This window comes from Amycolatopsis marina, from assembly GCF_900111885.1.
Lineage (GTDB): Bacteria > Actinomycetota > Actinomycetes > Mycobacteriales > Pseudonocardiaceae > Amycolatopsis > Amycolatopsis marina.
This window is the reverse complement of the sequence record NZ_FOKG01000012.1, coordinates 1-12408: the sequence shown is the minus strand read 5'-3', so window position 1 is coordinate 12408 and position 12408 is coordinate 1. Positions and strand designations below refer to the sequence as shown.

The 12408-nt window shown below is 70.6% G+C and carries 17 protein-coding genes and 1 pseudogene; 4 read left to right on the top strand and 14 right to left on the bottom strand.

Annotated features, from left to right (window positions below; genetic code table 11):
* Positions 1 to 111: 111 nt before the first annotated feature.
* A complete protein-coding gene (locus BM199_RS19585) occupies positions 112 to 873 on the bottom strand; it encodes a TVP38/TMEM64 family protein (protein WP_425425551.1) in 762 nt (253 codons plus the stop codon).
* A 66-nt stretch (positions 874 to 939) separates the two neighbouring features.
* Between BM199_RS19585 and BM199_RS19580 the strand changes: the two genes are divergently transcribed.
* Entirely contained in the window at positions 940 to 1500 is a 561-nt protein-coding gene (locus BM199_RS19580; RefSeq protein WP_091674730.1) for a GNAT family N-acetyltransferase, read from the top strand.
* Between the two features lie 13 nt (positions 1501 to 1513).
* Positions 1514 to 2533 (top strand): non-homologous end-joining DNA ligase, encoded by a 1020-nt coding sequence (ligD, locus tag BM199_RS19575; protein ID WP_091674729.1) that lies wholly within the window; start codon positions 1514 to 1516, stop codon positions 2531 to 2533.
* A 22-nt stretch (positions 2534 to 2555) separates the two neighbouring features.
* Here the strand turns inward: ligD and BM199_RS19570 are convergent, their stop codons facing one another.
* The 12 genes from BM199_RS19570 to BM199_RS19515 form a co-directional block, all read right to left on the bottom strand.
* Entirely contained in the window at positions 2556 to 4139 is a 1584-nt protein-coding gene (locus BM199_RS19570; protein WP_177242695.1) for an alpha/beta hydrolase, read from the bottom strand.
* 267 nt (positions 4140 to 4406) lie between these two features.
* Complete coding sequence (locus BM199_RS19565) at positions 4407 to 5483, bottom strand: ATP-dependent DNA ligase (RefSeq protein WP_177242694.1); 1077 nt, start codon at positions 5481 to 5483, stop codon at positions 4407 to 4409.
* A gap of 28 nt (positions 5484 to 5511) precedes the next feature.
* Positions 5512 to 6117, bottom strand: coding sequence for an alkaline shock response membrane anchor protein AmaP (locus BM199_RS19560; protein ID WP_091674727.1), 606 nt, complete (start codon positions 6115 to 6117; stop codon positions 5512 to 5514).
* Entirely contained in the window at positions 6114 to 6650 is a 537-nt protein-coding gene (locus BM199_RS19555) for a DUF6286 domain-containing protein (RefSeq protein ID WP_091674726.1), read from the bottom strand. Before BM199_RS19555 ends, BM199_RS19560 begins: the two co-directional genes overlap by 4 nt.
* Positions 6651 to 6684: 34 nt before the next feature.
* Positions 6685 to 7050 (bottom strand): Asp23/Gls24 family envelope stress response protein, encoded by a 366-nt coding sequence (locus BM199_RS19550; RefSeq protein WP_091674725.1) that lies wholly within the window; start codon positions 7048 to 7050, stop codon positions 6685 to 6687.
* 2 nt (positions 7051 to 7052) lie between these two features.
* The gene (locus tag BM199_RS19545; protein ID WP_091674724.1) at positions 7053 to 7229 is read right to left on the bottom strand and encodes a hypothetical protein; all 177 of its coding nucleotides are present in this window, start codon (positions 7227 to 7229) and stop codon (positions 7053 to 7055) included.
* A 47-nt stretch (positions 7230 to 7276) separates the two neighbouring features.
* Entirely contained in the window at positions 7277 to 7555 is a 279-nt protein-coding gene (locus BM199_RS19540) for a hypothetical protein (protein ID WP_091674896.1), read from the bottom strand.
* 1 nt (position 7556) lies between these two features.
* Positions 7557 to 7883: a hypothetical protein gene (locus BM199_RS19535; RefSeq protein ID WP_091674723.1), complete on the bottom strand. Its 327-nt coding sequence runs from the start codon at positions 7881 to 7883 to the stop codon at positions 7557 to 7559.
* Positions 7884 to 7945: 62 nt separating this feature from the next.
* Entirely contained in the window at positions 7946 to 8419 is a 474-nt protein-coding gene (locus tag BM199_RS19530; RefSeq protein ID WP_091674722.1) for an Asp23/Gls24 family envelope stress response protein, read from the bottom strand.
* A gap of 130 nt (positions 8420 to 8549) precedes the next feature.
* Entirely contained in the window at positions 8550 to 8984 is a 435-nt protein-coding gene (locus BM199_RS19525; RefSeq protein ID WP_091674721.1) for an Asp23/Gls24 family envelope stress response protein, read from the bottom strand.
* A complete protein-coding gene (locus tag BM199_RS19520) occupies positions 8981 to 9580 on the bottom strand; it encodes an RNA polymerase sigma factor (RefSeq protein ID WP_091674720.1) in 600 nt (199 codons plus the stop codon). The genes BM199_RS19525 and BM199_RS19520 overlap by 4 nt, the downstream gene beginning before the upstream one ends.
* A complete protein-coding gene (locus BM199_RS19515) occupies positions 9577 to 10290 on the bottom strand; it encodes a pyrimidine reductase family protein (protein ID WP_245788468.1) in 714 nt (237 codons plus the stop codon). Before BM199_RS19515 ends, BM199_RS19520 begins: the two co-directional genes overlap by 4 nt.
* A gap of 156 nt (positions 10291 to 10446) precedes the next feature.
* Here BM199_RS19515 and zapE point away from each other — a divergent pair, with 156 nt between their 5' ends.
* Positions 10447 to 11493, top strand: coding sequence for a cell division protein ZapE (zapE, locus tag BM199_RS19510; protein WP_091674718.1), 1047 nt, complete (start codon positions 10447 to 10449; stop codon positions 11491 to 11493).
* On the opposite strand, the gene BM199_RS19505 is transcribed toward zapE, so the two are convergent.
* Positions 11482 to 12075: a phosphatase PAP2 family protein gene (locus BM199_RS19505; protein ID WP_245788467.1), complete on the bottom strand. Its 594-nt coding sequence runs from the start codon at positions 12073 to 12075 to the stop codon at positions 11482 to 11484. The two genes, zapE and BM199_RS19505, sit on opposite strands and share 12 nt — an antisense overlap.
* 55 nt (positions 12076 to 12130) lie before the next feature.
* Between BM199_RS19505 and BM199_RS19500 the strand changes: the two are divergent.
* Positions 12131 to 12408, top strand: a pseudogene (locus tag BM199_RS19500) (IS701 family transposase); the annotation flags it as partial.

Here is a 12408-nt window from a genome sequence, read left to right as displayed (position 1 = left end):
CTACGAGGCGGTAGTGCCCTGCGATCAGGTGACCGGTCTCGATGACGCCTACTCCTGTCGAAACTATCCGCGATCGTGGATTGACTGCGCGCAAACACCATGGCCGCGCACTCAATCGAGTGTAGCGGGCGATGTGCCGGAATCTTCGGCAGCCGCCTGGCAGGTCGCCAATTCACGTTTTTTGGTGGGAGACGGGGAATCCGCCGTTGCCGCACTGACTTCGGTGGCTGCACAGAGTGCTGGAGGAGTCGCCCTGCGCACGACGCGGTACAGGCCGAACGCCCCGAGCGCCGCGAAAGTGCCGTAACACGCGAGCAGCACCGGAGGTGTGCTGCCGGTGAGGGCGTCGCCGAGTAACACCACCGCTGCCGTGCCGGGGAAGCTGCCGAGGACGGTTCCCGCGAGATACGGCGGAAGCCGGATCGCGGACATTCCGCAGCAGTAGCTCAGCGGTGCGAACGGAATAACCGGGATCAGCCGCAACGAGGTGACGGCGAGAACACCGCCTCCGGTCAGCCGGTCGTGCACGGTCCGCACGGCGCCCCGATGCAGGTGCCGGGCCACCAGGTTCCTGCCGAGCAGCCTGGCCAGCAGGAATCCCAGCGCGGCCGAGATCGCGGTGGCCAGCATCGCGATCACGATCCCGAGCCAGTGACCGAGCAGCAGGCCCGCGGCGAGGCTGAACACGGTACGGGGGATCGGCGCCACGGTGAACATCGCGTACACCAGCAGGAACAACATCGGCGTCGCCGCGCCGGCCCCCGCTGCCCAGGCGCGCAGTTCCGCCGGACTGGGTACCGGCAGGGTGAACCCCGCGACCGCGAGCCCGATGAACAGCACGCAGGCGAGGAACAGCTGGGCACGTCGGGGCACGGATCCACGGTAGGCCACCGGAAATCTCAGGTGACACGAGCGGGCCCGCTGTGGTGCGGTTGACTGATGCTGAACCAGGAGGCACTCGCCACACAACCGCAGCTGCACGGGGACACCGTGGTGCTGCGTGGCCTCGACGACTCCTATCTCGACGAGATGTGGGTGGCGCTGCACGACCCCGAGACAATCCGGTACACGGGTACCCACGCGACGTTCACCAGAGAGCAGGTCGAGCGCTACCTCGCCGCCCGGCCTGCTGCGACGGACCGCGCCGACTGGGCGATCACCCGGGCCGAGGACGGAGCGTTTCTCGGCGAGGTCGTGCTGTTCGAACTCGACGCGCTGAACGAGTCGATGAGCTTCCGGATCGCGCTGGCCGGCCCGCACGCCTTCGGGCGCGGCTACGGCACCGAAGCCACCCGGCTGGTACTCGGCTTCGCCTTCGCCACCGTCGGTCTGCACCGGGTCGGCCTCGAGGTGTTCGACTTCAACACGCGGGCGCAGCGGGTGTACGAGAAGTGCGGGTTCGTCCGCGAAGGAGTGCTGCGCGACGCCCTGTTGTGGGACGGAACGCGGCACGACACGGTCGTGATGTCCGTTCTGGCCACCGATCGTCGGTCCTGGTGACTACGGTGGGCGGGTGGCCAAGAACGGTGAACCGGTGGAGTACCAGGTCGGCACACGAACCGTCCGGGTGAGTAGTCCGAGCAAGGTGTATTTCCCCGACAGCGGGATCACGAAGCGGCACGTGGTCGAGTACTACATCGCGGTCGCGGAACCGCTGCTGCGGGCGATCGGCGAGCGGCCGACCACGCTCAAGCGGTTCCCGGACGGGGTGACCGGCGAGTTCTTCTACGCGAAGCGAGTGCCGAAGGGCGCCCCGGACTGGGTGCAGCGCGTGCAGATCGCGTTCCCGTCCGGCCGGACCGCTGAGGAGGTGTGCCCGACGGAACCGGCAGTGCTCGCCTGGGCGGCGAATCTCGGCACCTTCGACTTCCACCCGTGGCCGGTCCGCAGGCCCGATGTGGACCATCCGGACGAACTGCGCATCGACATCGACCCACCGGACTCGGCGGGATACGACGACGCGGTGGTGGTCGCCGCCGCGGTGCGGGACGTGCTCACCGACGCGGGACTCACCGGCTATCCGAAGACCTCGGGCGGGCGCGGCATCCACGTGCTGGTGCGGATCCGGCCGGAGTGGGACTTCATCGACGTGCGGCACGCGGTGATCGCGCTCGGGCGGGAGGTGGAGCGCAGGGTGCCGGGCAAGGCCACCATCGCGTGGTGGAAGGAGGAACGCGACGGGCGTGTCTTCCTGGACTACAACCAGGCCGCGCGGGACCGCACCGTGGCGTCGTCCTGGTCGGTCCGCGGCACCCCGAAGGCGACGGTCTCCACGCCGCTCACCTGGGAGCAACTGCCGGAGGTGCACCCGGACGACTTCGACGTGACCACCGTGCCCGGCTGGCTGGCCGAGCACGGCGACCCGCATGCCGACATGGACGCGCGGCCGTTCGGGATCGAGACCCTGCTGGAGTGGTACGCGCGGGACGAGCGCGAGCACGGTCTCGGCGAGATGCCCTATCCGCCGGACTATCCGAAGATGCCGGGGGAGCCCAAACGGGTGCAGCCCAGCAAGGCCAGGGACGACACCTGACCGAACCCGCAGGGGCACCCGGTTATGCCGGGCAGAGCGTCCCGTCGTCCGGTACGACGCCGTCCACCAGGAACTTCTCGACCGCGCCCGCGACGCAGGACGACTCCAGCGCGCCGTGGCCCGCACCCTGCCAGGCGACGCGGACGGCGCTGCGCATCTGCTCGGCCGCCCTGATGGTGCCGCGCTCGGGGGTCACCGGATCGGCCGCTGTGCTCGCCACGACGATCGGCGGCACGCCGGTCATGCTCGGGTCCGGGGCGGCTTCCCTGCGCACCGGCCACGGGCCGCACCAGGCAAGCCGCTGCGCGACGAGGCCGCCGAAGACCGGGTACTTGCCCGCCATGTCCGTCACCACCTGATCGATCCGGTCGGCAGGCAGGCGGGTGGACGTGTCGTTGCACCACGTCGCGAGTGCCGCGTCGAGACGGGCAGGCGCAGCCCTGGTGTCGTTGAGCATCGGTTCGAGGAAGCTTGCGAGCTTCGTTCCGTCGCCGGAGCGCGCCGCGTCCAGCGCGGTGGCGAGTTCGGCCCAGCGTTCCGGCTGACCGAGCCCGCGCAGCGTGGCGTGCAGGGCCAGGCCTGCTCCCATCGGCGTGCCCGTCGAGGTGAACAGCGGCCGGGTCCGAAGCTGTTCGCCCAGGTCGGTGAGGGCTGCGCGGACGTCGTCGCCGAGGGGGCAGCCGCGCCTGGCACAGTCCTCGGCGAAGGCGTCGAGAGTCTTGAGTGCTCCGGCCGCGATGCCGTCCAGTGTGGCCGCGAGATCATGGGAGGGGTCGGGCACGCCGTCGAGCACGAACCGCCCGACCCGGTCGGGAAAGCGTTCACCGTAGGCGGTGAGGACGTTGGAACCCTCGCCGTGGGACAGCGCGTGCAGGTGCTCGACACCGAGCTGGTCGCGAAGCTCCTCCAGGTCACCCGCCGCGCGCCAGCTGTCGATGGCGGTCTGCTCGTTCTCCAGGGTGATCGTGCACTGCTGGCCCGCGGTGCGGGCGGTTTCCAGCAGGGGCTCGATGTTCTCGGTGGCCGGGTCGTGACCGAGCAGGCCGGACCGGATCTCGGGCGGGACACAGACGACCGGGTCGGACTGGCCGGTCCCCCTGCGGTCCATGCCGATCAGCGAGAAGCGCTCCAGCACCGCAGGTGGCAGGCTCGCGGCGAGCCGGGCGGCGTACAGCGTGCCGGGTTCGCCGTCGACGTCGTTGACCACGGCCAGCGGGATGGGGCCGTCGCCGACCTTCAGCACGGCGATGCGCGCGAGACCACGGCGGGGAAGGTCGGGAGCGTCCACAGTGGTGTTCACCAGGGCGCAGCTGAATTCGAGGGAATCAGGGACGGCAGGCGATCCGAGGCGCTGTCTGGTGTCGGCGTCGCAGGGTGACCACTGCACCGACGAAGAGTTCGATTCCCGTAGCGGTGGCAGTGGCGGGATCTCGGTCTCGGCGGCGGGTTCCTGTGACGGCGGCGGGCCGTCGTTCTCCACGACGGCGGGGCGACTCGACGGTCCGGCGGTGCAGCCGGTGAGAATCGCCGCCACCACGGTGAGCACGACGACCGGAGCCGGTCCGCGCCCCCGGCCGCGCGGGGCCGGGGTGAAGCCACGGCGCACTGAGTGGTCCTCGCTTGTCTCGGCACAGCTTGTCTCTGCACGGTTCCCACCGACTCTCCCACGCCCCCCGTAAGCACCCCGTGAGCGGCCCCCGCGGGGCCCCGTCCCGGGATGGAGTGTCTGCAAGTACCCCCAAGTAAGATCAACAACGTCGCTAACCGCTACCTAGTGCCCTGTTGGGACCTACCGGTTGGTGGTGGTTGGGGGCGAGTTCGATCTTGCTTGGTGGTACTTGCAGACGCACCATGCGAAGTGCGGAAGGGCGGGTCAGCGGGTGCGGACCACTTCGCCGCGGAAGACCGCGTCGAGGTCGTAGCGGGCGGGTTCCTCGAGTTGCTCGTAGCCGCAGGAGGTGGGCTCGCGATCGGGGCGCCAGCGCTTGAACTGCGCCGTGTGGCGGAACCGGGACGGCATGCCGCCCTCGGTGTGCTCGTAGCCGACCTCCACGACCCGCTCGGGCCGCAGCGGCACCCACGGCTGCTCGGTGGACCGCCATCGACTCACCCCGCCCGGCAGCCGCTGTCCCTCGGTCGTGGCCTCGCCGAGCCACGGGTGCTCCCCATCGGTGATCAGCGGGGCCAGCTCGACGGCCAGTTCCCTGCGGCGCTCGACGGTGAAGGAGCCGACCACCCCGACGTGGTGCAGGACGCCCGCCTCGTCGTAGAGCCCGAGCTGCAGCGACCCCACAGCCTCGCCCGGCTCGGAGTCCGCATGCCAGCGCAGCCCCGCGACCACGCAGTCGGCCGTCCTGGAGTGCTTGTACTTCAGCATGATCCGCTTGCCGGGGGAGTAGCCCTCGGCAAGCGGCTTGCCGATGACGCCGTCGAGTCCCGCGCCCTCGAACAGGGTGAACCAGTGGCGCGCCGTCGCCGGGTCGTCCGTGGCCGGGGTGACGTTCAGTCCGGCGCCCCCGAGCTCGGTGAGCCGGTCCCGCCGATGGTCGGTCGGTTGTTCCAGGAGCGACTCGTCGCCGAGGGCGAGCAGGTCGAACGCCACGAACTGGGCCGGGGTCTTCTCCGCGAGCATCCGCACCCTGCTCTCCGCCGGATGCACGCGTTCGCTGAGCGCGTCGAAGTCGAGCCTGCCGCCCACGGCCACCACCAGCTCACCGTCCATGACCGTCCGGTCGGGAAGCACCTCCGCGACGTGGTCGAGAACCTCTGGGAAGTACCGGTTGAGCGGTTTGCCCGCCCGGGACTGCAGGGTGATCTCCGCCCCGTCCCGGAAGACCAGACAGCGGAAACCGTCCCATTTGGGCTCGAACAGCAGGTCCGTGGAGTCGGGGATCTTGGCCACCGCGCGGGCCAGCATCGGCTTCACGGGCGGTGTGAGCGGCAACGACATGGCCGTCATTCTGCCCCGGAAGCGCCGGTCACCGCACCCGCTGGCCGTCCACGGTGTCCAGTTCGAGCCGGACGGCCGTCGGCAGGGTTTGCACCCCCAGTGCCTCGCGGGCAGGGGCGAGCACGGTGATGTCGAGTTCCTCCCACACCTGGCGCACGTCGGTGCCCTGCCGCAGCCACAGACTGAGCCGCAGCGCGGGTTGCTCTTCGTCGCCGACGGACCGCGCCCGCGCCTTGGTCACCCCGGTCACCTGCTCGGCGTCGGCCTGGACGGCCGCGGCGATCGCGGTCGCGGTCACCGTGACCTCCTCGCCAGGCGTGCGATCGAGGGCGAAGTCAGGGCGGGGTTCGGGGCGCAGCGAGCGAACCAGCCACCACATCCCGCAGGCGAACAGGGCCAGGGCGGCGGCGATCACGATGCTCTTGACCAGGGCCTCGGGTCGCGCCTGCAACCAGTCCACGGCCAGCGGATCCAGCACCGGCCGCTGTGCCCGGAAGGACCCGAGTACGCCGAGGCTGACCAGCAGTACGACACAGCCGGCCGCCAGTGCGAGCAACCCCACCAGCAGGGTCAGCGTTCGTTCGACGCCGTAGGAGCGGGCCAGGGCTCGCTCGGCCACAGATGCACGGCTCATCGGCGGTCCTTCGGTGAGTCGACGACCACGGAGACTTTCGGAGTCCTGGCCAGCGGTATCTCACCGAGCAGTTCGGACACCGTCGCCAGCAGTCGCGGACGCAACTCGCCCTCCGTCTCCATCGTGCTGATCGCGCGCACCCGCACCTTCTTCGCGCTCGCGGTCACGGTGGCCCGCTCCACTTTGTCCTGGGCACGTACCCGGTGGCCCACCAGCCGGGCGAGCGACCGAGGGGAGGTGCTGACGCTGACGTCGGTGGCCGGATCATGCAACAGCACGCCGCGCCTGCGTGCGGCCAGGGCGATGAGCACGAGCAGCAGGCCCGCACCCGCGACGACCGCGGCCAGCACCCGGACCGCACCCGAGTCCCAGGTGAGTTCCGCGAGGGCGTCCCGCCACCGCGGCCAGGGCGCCAGCAGCGGTGCCTCGGCAGGTCGCCACCACTGCCAGGCGACCTCGAGCGCCACGACAGCGCCGATCACCACGGCGGCAAGGGCGAGCAACGTCGACAGTAGACGGACGAGAACTCGCACTTCTGTTCCTCTCCTTGACGGGTGGGGCCGCGCCTCAGCGCACGCGGGGCGGCCGCGCGGCCTCGAGCGCCGACACCGTGACCGACAACGTGCGAACGCGGTACGACGTGATCCGTTCGACCTCCTCGGTCACCGACGCGCGCACGGCCGAGGCGGTCTCGCGCACCGGGCTCGGATAGCGCAGGGCCAGGTCCAGTGCGAGGTCGACGTCGTTGTCCCTGCCGCTGACGTGCACGTTGGCCCCGTGCGCGCCGACACCGAGTCCCGCGACCCGCCGCTGCGCCCGCGTGGTGCCGGGCACGTCGTCGGCGGCCCGCTGAGCCACCTTGCGCACCACGGTGTGCCCGATCGAGAGCGATCCCCGTTCCTCCGGCTCGGGCAGCGGCGGGGAATCGGGCATGCTCACTTGTCCCTGCCCCGGCCGAACACGTCACCGAGGTCCAGCGCGCCGTCGAGCACGCGGCCCACGACGAGACCGATCACGCCGACGGCGAGGGTGATCAGGAAGGTGGTGAAACTCTGCGCCGCGGCGAGGCCGAGCACGAGTCCCGCGATGATCCCGGTCTGCGTTGCGTTCATCACTGGCTCCTCGAGTCTTGTTGAAAGCTGTGTGTCGGGCTCGCCGCTTACCGCACTCGCGGCGGGCGCCTGCGCCGCTGCCGCCAGCGCTTGACCCTGCCGACCACTCCTGGCTCCCGCGCGGCGAAGTACACGGGCGCGTCGTACCGGTCGTGCCCCGGTTCGTCCGGTCCCTGCCGAGTGGACCGCGGGCCGCGAGCCTCACGGAACCGGGCGAGCCCCGCCAGGAACTCCTGTGGATCGCCGCCGACATCAGGATGGTGCTCGCGGACGAACGCGCGGAACTCAGCCCGTTCCCGCGCCTCCCGATCCGGCTCGTGACTCACGTCACCGCCGCTCCGCGGCACGGGCCTGGGCGGGGACCTCCGCCTGCACGTCGGTGACCGTGACGTCCACCCGGACTGCGCCCGCGAGCGTCCGCACCCGTGCCCGGAGCTCCTCGGTCACCTGCGGCAACGGGTCGCCGAGTCGCACGACCACGCCGACCTCCACGGGTTCCCCATGGCCCGGCGCCCGTACGCCGGTGACCTTCCGGCCCGGCAGGTGGGTGGCGAGTACTCCCAGCGGGCCGCCGCTCAACGCCACCACCGCAGGGTGAGCGAGCAGCTCCTTCGCGATCGCCTCCGCGAGATCGGTGTCCTGGTCGGTACTCATCGGATCGGCTCCTTCGGTCTGCGGACGTCCCCTTCGAAATCTTTCCGGTGTGGACAGAGGCCTCATTCGACCCGGGAGGACTGCTGTTCGGATTCGTCCTCGTCGTCCTCGGGAAGGTGGATGTCGTTGACGGCGATGTTCACCTCGATCACCTCGAGCCCGGTGATCTGCTCGACCGCGGAGATGACGTTGCGGCGCACGGAACGGGCGACGTCGACGATCCGCGCGCCGTACTCGACGACGATGTCGAGATCGACGGCTGCCTGCTTCTCGCCGACCTCCACCGAAACTCCCGACGTCGTGACCGTGCCCGAGCCGGGGATCCGCTCCCTGATCGCGCCGAACGCACGGGACACGCCCCCGCCGAGCGCGTACACGCCGGAGACCTCTCGTGCGGCGATTCCGGAGACCTTCTGCACCACCGCTGAGGAGATTGTCGTCTTTCCGGTCGAGTCGTCCTCGTTCAACGCGGTCGTCGTGCCGGGCTTGGTCACGGGGGCGGACTTGTCGTTCCTGCCCTCTCCGGTCTGCGCCATGACGCTTGCTTCCTTCCTGCCGGTGAAGTCTGTGCCGGGTCGCGCTCCGCGAACCGTTGCCGTCTGACCTCTACGATGTCCCCTTCCGCCCCAATCTTCCGCTGTCTCCCCCGAATGGGCTATCGGCGGTTCAGTTCCGGTGTACGTCCGCGATGTGCACGTTCACCGGGGGTGCGAGGCGGCCGAGGTGTTCCACCAGTGTTTCCCCGAGCCTGCGCCGCAGGGTGTCGGCGGCCTCCGCGGCCGGCACGCCGTACCGCACGGTCAGCAGGACTTCCAGGCCGCCGTCCTCCATGGCGACAGCGGAGACGTGGATCCCGCCGACCTCCGCGCCGATGTCCGCACCGAGCTTCCTGGCGAGGAGCACGATCACCTTCTCGCTGATCCGCAGGGTGCCGCCGTGCTGCCGCAGTTCGAGTGGCTCGGCGAGCAGCCTGCCCCGGACGCCGCGCACGGAGCTGAGCACGCGGGCGATCAATCCGGGCGGGGTGGGCACGGGAGCGCGGGCAGCAGCCCGGACCAGGTCCCACCGCGGGTCGTTCCGCGGGTCCTCGCCGGTGCTCATCGCAGCTCCCTCAGTTTCGCGAGCAACGCCACCCTGGCGCGGTGCAACCGGGAACGCAAGGCCGGGACGCTGACGTCGAGCACTTCGGCGACCTCCTCGTAGCTCAGCCCTTCCAGCTCGCGGAGCACCAACGGCACCCGCTGCGGCATGTCGAGCTCCGCGATGGCACGCAGCACGGCGTCGACCTGCTCCGCCCGAACGAGGAGCCCCTCGGGGCTACCACGCGTGTCGGCGAGTACACCCGACTCGAGGAACGACCGGGCCCCGCCGCCGTCGTCCGACAGCCCTGACAGCGCCGCGTCGAGCGAGACCGTCGGCCTGCGGCGGCGCACGTGCCCCAGTGCGGTGTTGGTGACGACCCGGTACAGCCAGGTGGAGACCGCCGACTCGTTGCGGAAGCCGGCCATCGCCCGCCACGCCGAGATCCAGGCGTCCTGCACGACGTCCTCGGCCTCCGCGGCGGTTCCGGTGACCCGCAGCGCCACCCGGTACATCCGTGGGGTGTGCCTGCGAACCAGGCGGTCGAAGGCGGCGTGGTCGCCTCCGGCCGCCCGGCCGGCCAGTACGGCGTCGGACACCGTCGGCTCGGTGCTCACCCCAGCCCGCCAGGGTCCCGGCGATATCGCAGCATCAGGAAGTCGTCCTCCTGGAGCAGGGAGGCCAGCCGCATGTCCTGCGGCTTCTCGATTCCGGGCCCCGCGGTGATCCGGTCTGGTCCGGGACCAGCCAGCAGTGGCGCCATGGTCAGGCACAGCTGGTCCACCAGGCCCGCGCCGAGCAGGCTGCCGAACAGATGCGGCCCTCCCTCGCAGTCCACCCTGCGCAGGCCCCGCTCCTCCAGCGCCTTCAGCGCGGCGTGCAGGTCGACCATCTGCTCACCCGCCAGTACGACGTCGGCCCCGGCGTCGGCCAGTTCCGCTCGCCGCTCCGGCGGAGCGGCGGAGCAGGTCAGCACGATCGGCGGCACGTGGGTGTCGGTGAGCAGGCGGGAGTCGGGGTGGATGGTGCACCGGTTGGTGACCACCGCGATCGGCGGGACACCGCCGCGATCGAGCCGGGCCCTTCGCTCTGTCTGCCGGGCGCCCCGGTAGTCCTCGGCGAGCACCGTGCCCGCGCCGACCAGAATCACGTCGGCGAGGTCGCGCCCGAGCAGGAACAGGCGCTTGTCGGCCGGATGGGACAGGCCTTCGGAGCGCCCGTCCACGGTGACGGCCCCGTCCGCGGAGGACACGAAGTTGACCTGTACCCACGGTCGGTCGAGTTGCTCGGGGTAGTCGTAGATCCGCTCGAGGTCGGCATCGGTCATCGATTCGGACGGGTTCTCACCCGACGGTGTCGGCCACAGGATCTGCACTCCCTCATCCCAACACGGGAGGCGGCAAACGACCATTCGGGTGGGCCAGGTCTCGATCCTCCGGTCGCGGGCGCGGTGGTCCGGCTTCCCCTGATTACCCTGGCTGCCATGCCTGCCGCAGCGCTCACCGATCGATGGCCGGAGATCGGCGCGGACGAACTGATCACCGCGCTGGTGCCACCACCGCGGTTCGACGCCGTGCGCTTCTCCACCTACGTGCCGAACCCCGAGGAACCGAGCCAGGCCGAGGCCGTAGAGGCGTGCTCGGCCTTTGCGCACGAGGTCGCCGACGGTGGGCGGAAACGCCGATCCGGGTGGCGGTCGCTCTTCGGTGGGGGAGCCACTGCCGGTCCGGAGCAACCGGGGCTCTACCTCGACGGCGGGTTCGGCGTCGGCAAGACCCACCTGCTGGCCTCGATCTGGCACGAGGTGCCCGCGCCGAAGTCCTACGGCACGTTCGTCGAGCTGACCAACCTGGTCGGCGTGCTGGGGTTCGCCGAGGCCGTGCGCAGGCTGTCGGAGCACCGGCTGCTCGCGATCGACGAGTTCGAGCTGGACGACCCCGGCGACACCATGCTCGTGACGAGGCTGCTGCGCGAGCTGACCGACGCCGGGGTGAACGTCGCCGCCACTTCCAACACCCTGCCGGACAGGCTGGGCGAGGGCCGGTTCGCCGCCGAGGACTTCCTGCGGGAGATCCAGTCGCTCGCCGCGCGGTTCGGTGTGGTGCGGGTGGACGGTCCCGACTACCGGCACCGCGGCCTGCCCGACGCACCCGATCCGGTGAGCGACGCGGAACTGACGGCCTCGGCCGAGCGGCGGCCGGATTCGACACTGGACGACTTCGCCCCACTCTGCGAGCACCTGTCGCGCCTGCACCCCTCCCGCTACGGGCGGCTGCTCGACGGCGTGTCGGTGATGCACCTGCGCGACGTGCGGACCGCGCCGGACCAAACGGTGGCGCTGCGGCTCGTGGCCCTCGCGGACCGGCTCTACGACCGGGCCATCCCGGTGGTGACCTCGGGCGTGCGGCTGTCCGAGCTGTTCGACGAGGACATGGTGCACGGCGGATACCGCAAGAAGTACCTGCGTGCGGTCAGCAGGCTGACGGCACTGGCCAGGGACGCGGCGGAAACACCGGCCTCAGCGAGCTGACTTCTCGGCGCCCGGGAGGCGTTCGAGCCCGGCCGCGATGCCCAGCACCACCGCGATGGCGAACGCCGCCGCGCCGAGCACGTCGGTGGGGTAGTGGTAGCCGAGGGCCGCCATCCCGACCCCCGCACCGAGGGTGAGCAGCACACCGATACCCACCACCAGGCGGGTGGCGACGCCGGGGCGAGCGAGTACGGCGAGCACCGTGAACACCGCGACGAGGCTCACCGCGTGTCCGCTGGGATAGGCCAGGTGGTCGTCGAAGTAGCGCCCGAAGGCGGGCTTGAGCAGCCAGGTGTTCAGCGCGACGGCGACGGCGGGGCCCGCCAGGACGAGCGCGAGTTCCCTCTTCCCTCGGCCGAGCAGCGCCGTCAGCGCGAGTACGGCGAGCAGCGGGAGGAGCACGATCGGCTCGGTGGGCAGCACCAGCAGCCGCAGCAGCGTGTCCTGATTCGCGGTGGACTCCTCGATCCGAGACATGATCGACTGATCGAACGGGCCGGGGCCGCGGTCACCGGCGTACACGATTCCGAGCAGGAGCGTGACGATCAGGCCCGCGACGACGGCCGAGCTGGAGCGGACCACGCGGTGCAGCCTAGTACTGCAACGGCAGTTGGTCGTCGTGTGGTAGATCATCGTTGTGGTGGTCGATGTGGTGATGGGGCAGCTGGATCGGGTTCATGATCGGATCGCGGGACGGTTCAGGCGGTCGGAGCCGCGGGGCCGGGCTCGGGAGTATGTGTCCGGGCTGGTCGCGGGGTTGGAGCGGAAGAACGGCTGGACACTGGCGGAGCAGTCCGGTGAGGTGTCTCCGGATGGGATGCAGCGGTTGTTGCGCTGGGCGGACTGGGACATCGACGGGGTGCGTGACGACGTGCGGGACTACGTGGTCGAGCATCTCGGCGAGCCGGGCGGCGT

Bases quoted from the DNA above. Each gene is read 5' to 3' on its own strand.
- BM199_RS19530 (WP_091674722.1), bottom strand. From the start codon at position 8,419: ATGGCGCAGACCGGAGAGGGCAGGAACGACAAGTCCGCCCCCGTGACC.
- zapE (WP_091674718.1), top strand. From the start codon at position 10,447: ATGCCTGCCGCAGCGCTCACCGATCGATGGCCGGAGATCGGCGCGGAC.
- BM199_RS19580 (WP_091674730.1), top strand. From the start codon at position 940: ATGCTGAACCAGGAGGCACTCGCCACACAACCGCAGCTGCACGGGGAC.
- BM199_RS19535 (WP_091674723.1), bottom strand. From the start codon at position 7,883: ATGAGTACCGACCAGGACACCGATCTCGCGGAGGCGATCGCGAAGGAG.
- BM199_RS19565 (WP_177242694.1), bottom strand. From the start codon at position 5,483: ATGTCGTTGCCGCTCACACCGCCCGTGAAGCCGATGCTGGCCCGCGCG.
- BM199_RS19515 (WP_245788468.1), bottom strand. From the start codon at position 10,290: ATGACCGATGCCGACCTCGAGCGGATCTACGACTACCCCGAGCAACTC.
- BM199_RS19525 (WP_091674721.1), bottom strand. From the start codon at position 8,984: ATGAGCACCGGCGAGGACCCGCGGAACGACCCGCGGTGGGACCTGGTC.
- BM199_RS19545 (WP_091674724.1), bottom strand. From the start codon at position 7,229: ATGAACGCAACGCAGACCGGGATCATCGCGGGACTCGTGCTCGGCCTC.
- BM199_RS19550 (WP_091674725.1), bottom strand. From the start codon at position 7,050: ATGCCCGATTCCCCGCCGCTGCCCGAGCCGGAGGAACGGGGATCGCTC.
- BM199_RS19560 (WP_091674727.1), bottom strand. From the start codon at position 6,117: ATGAGCCGTGCATCTGTGGCCGAGCGAGCCCTGGCCCGCTCCTACGGC.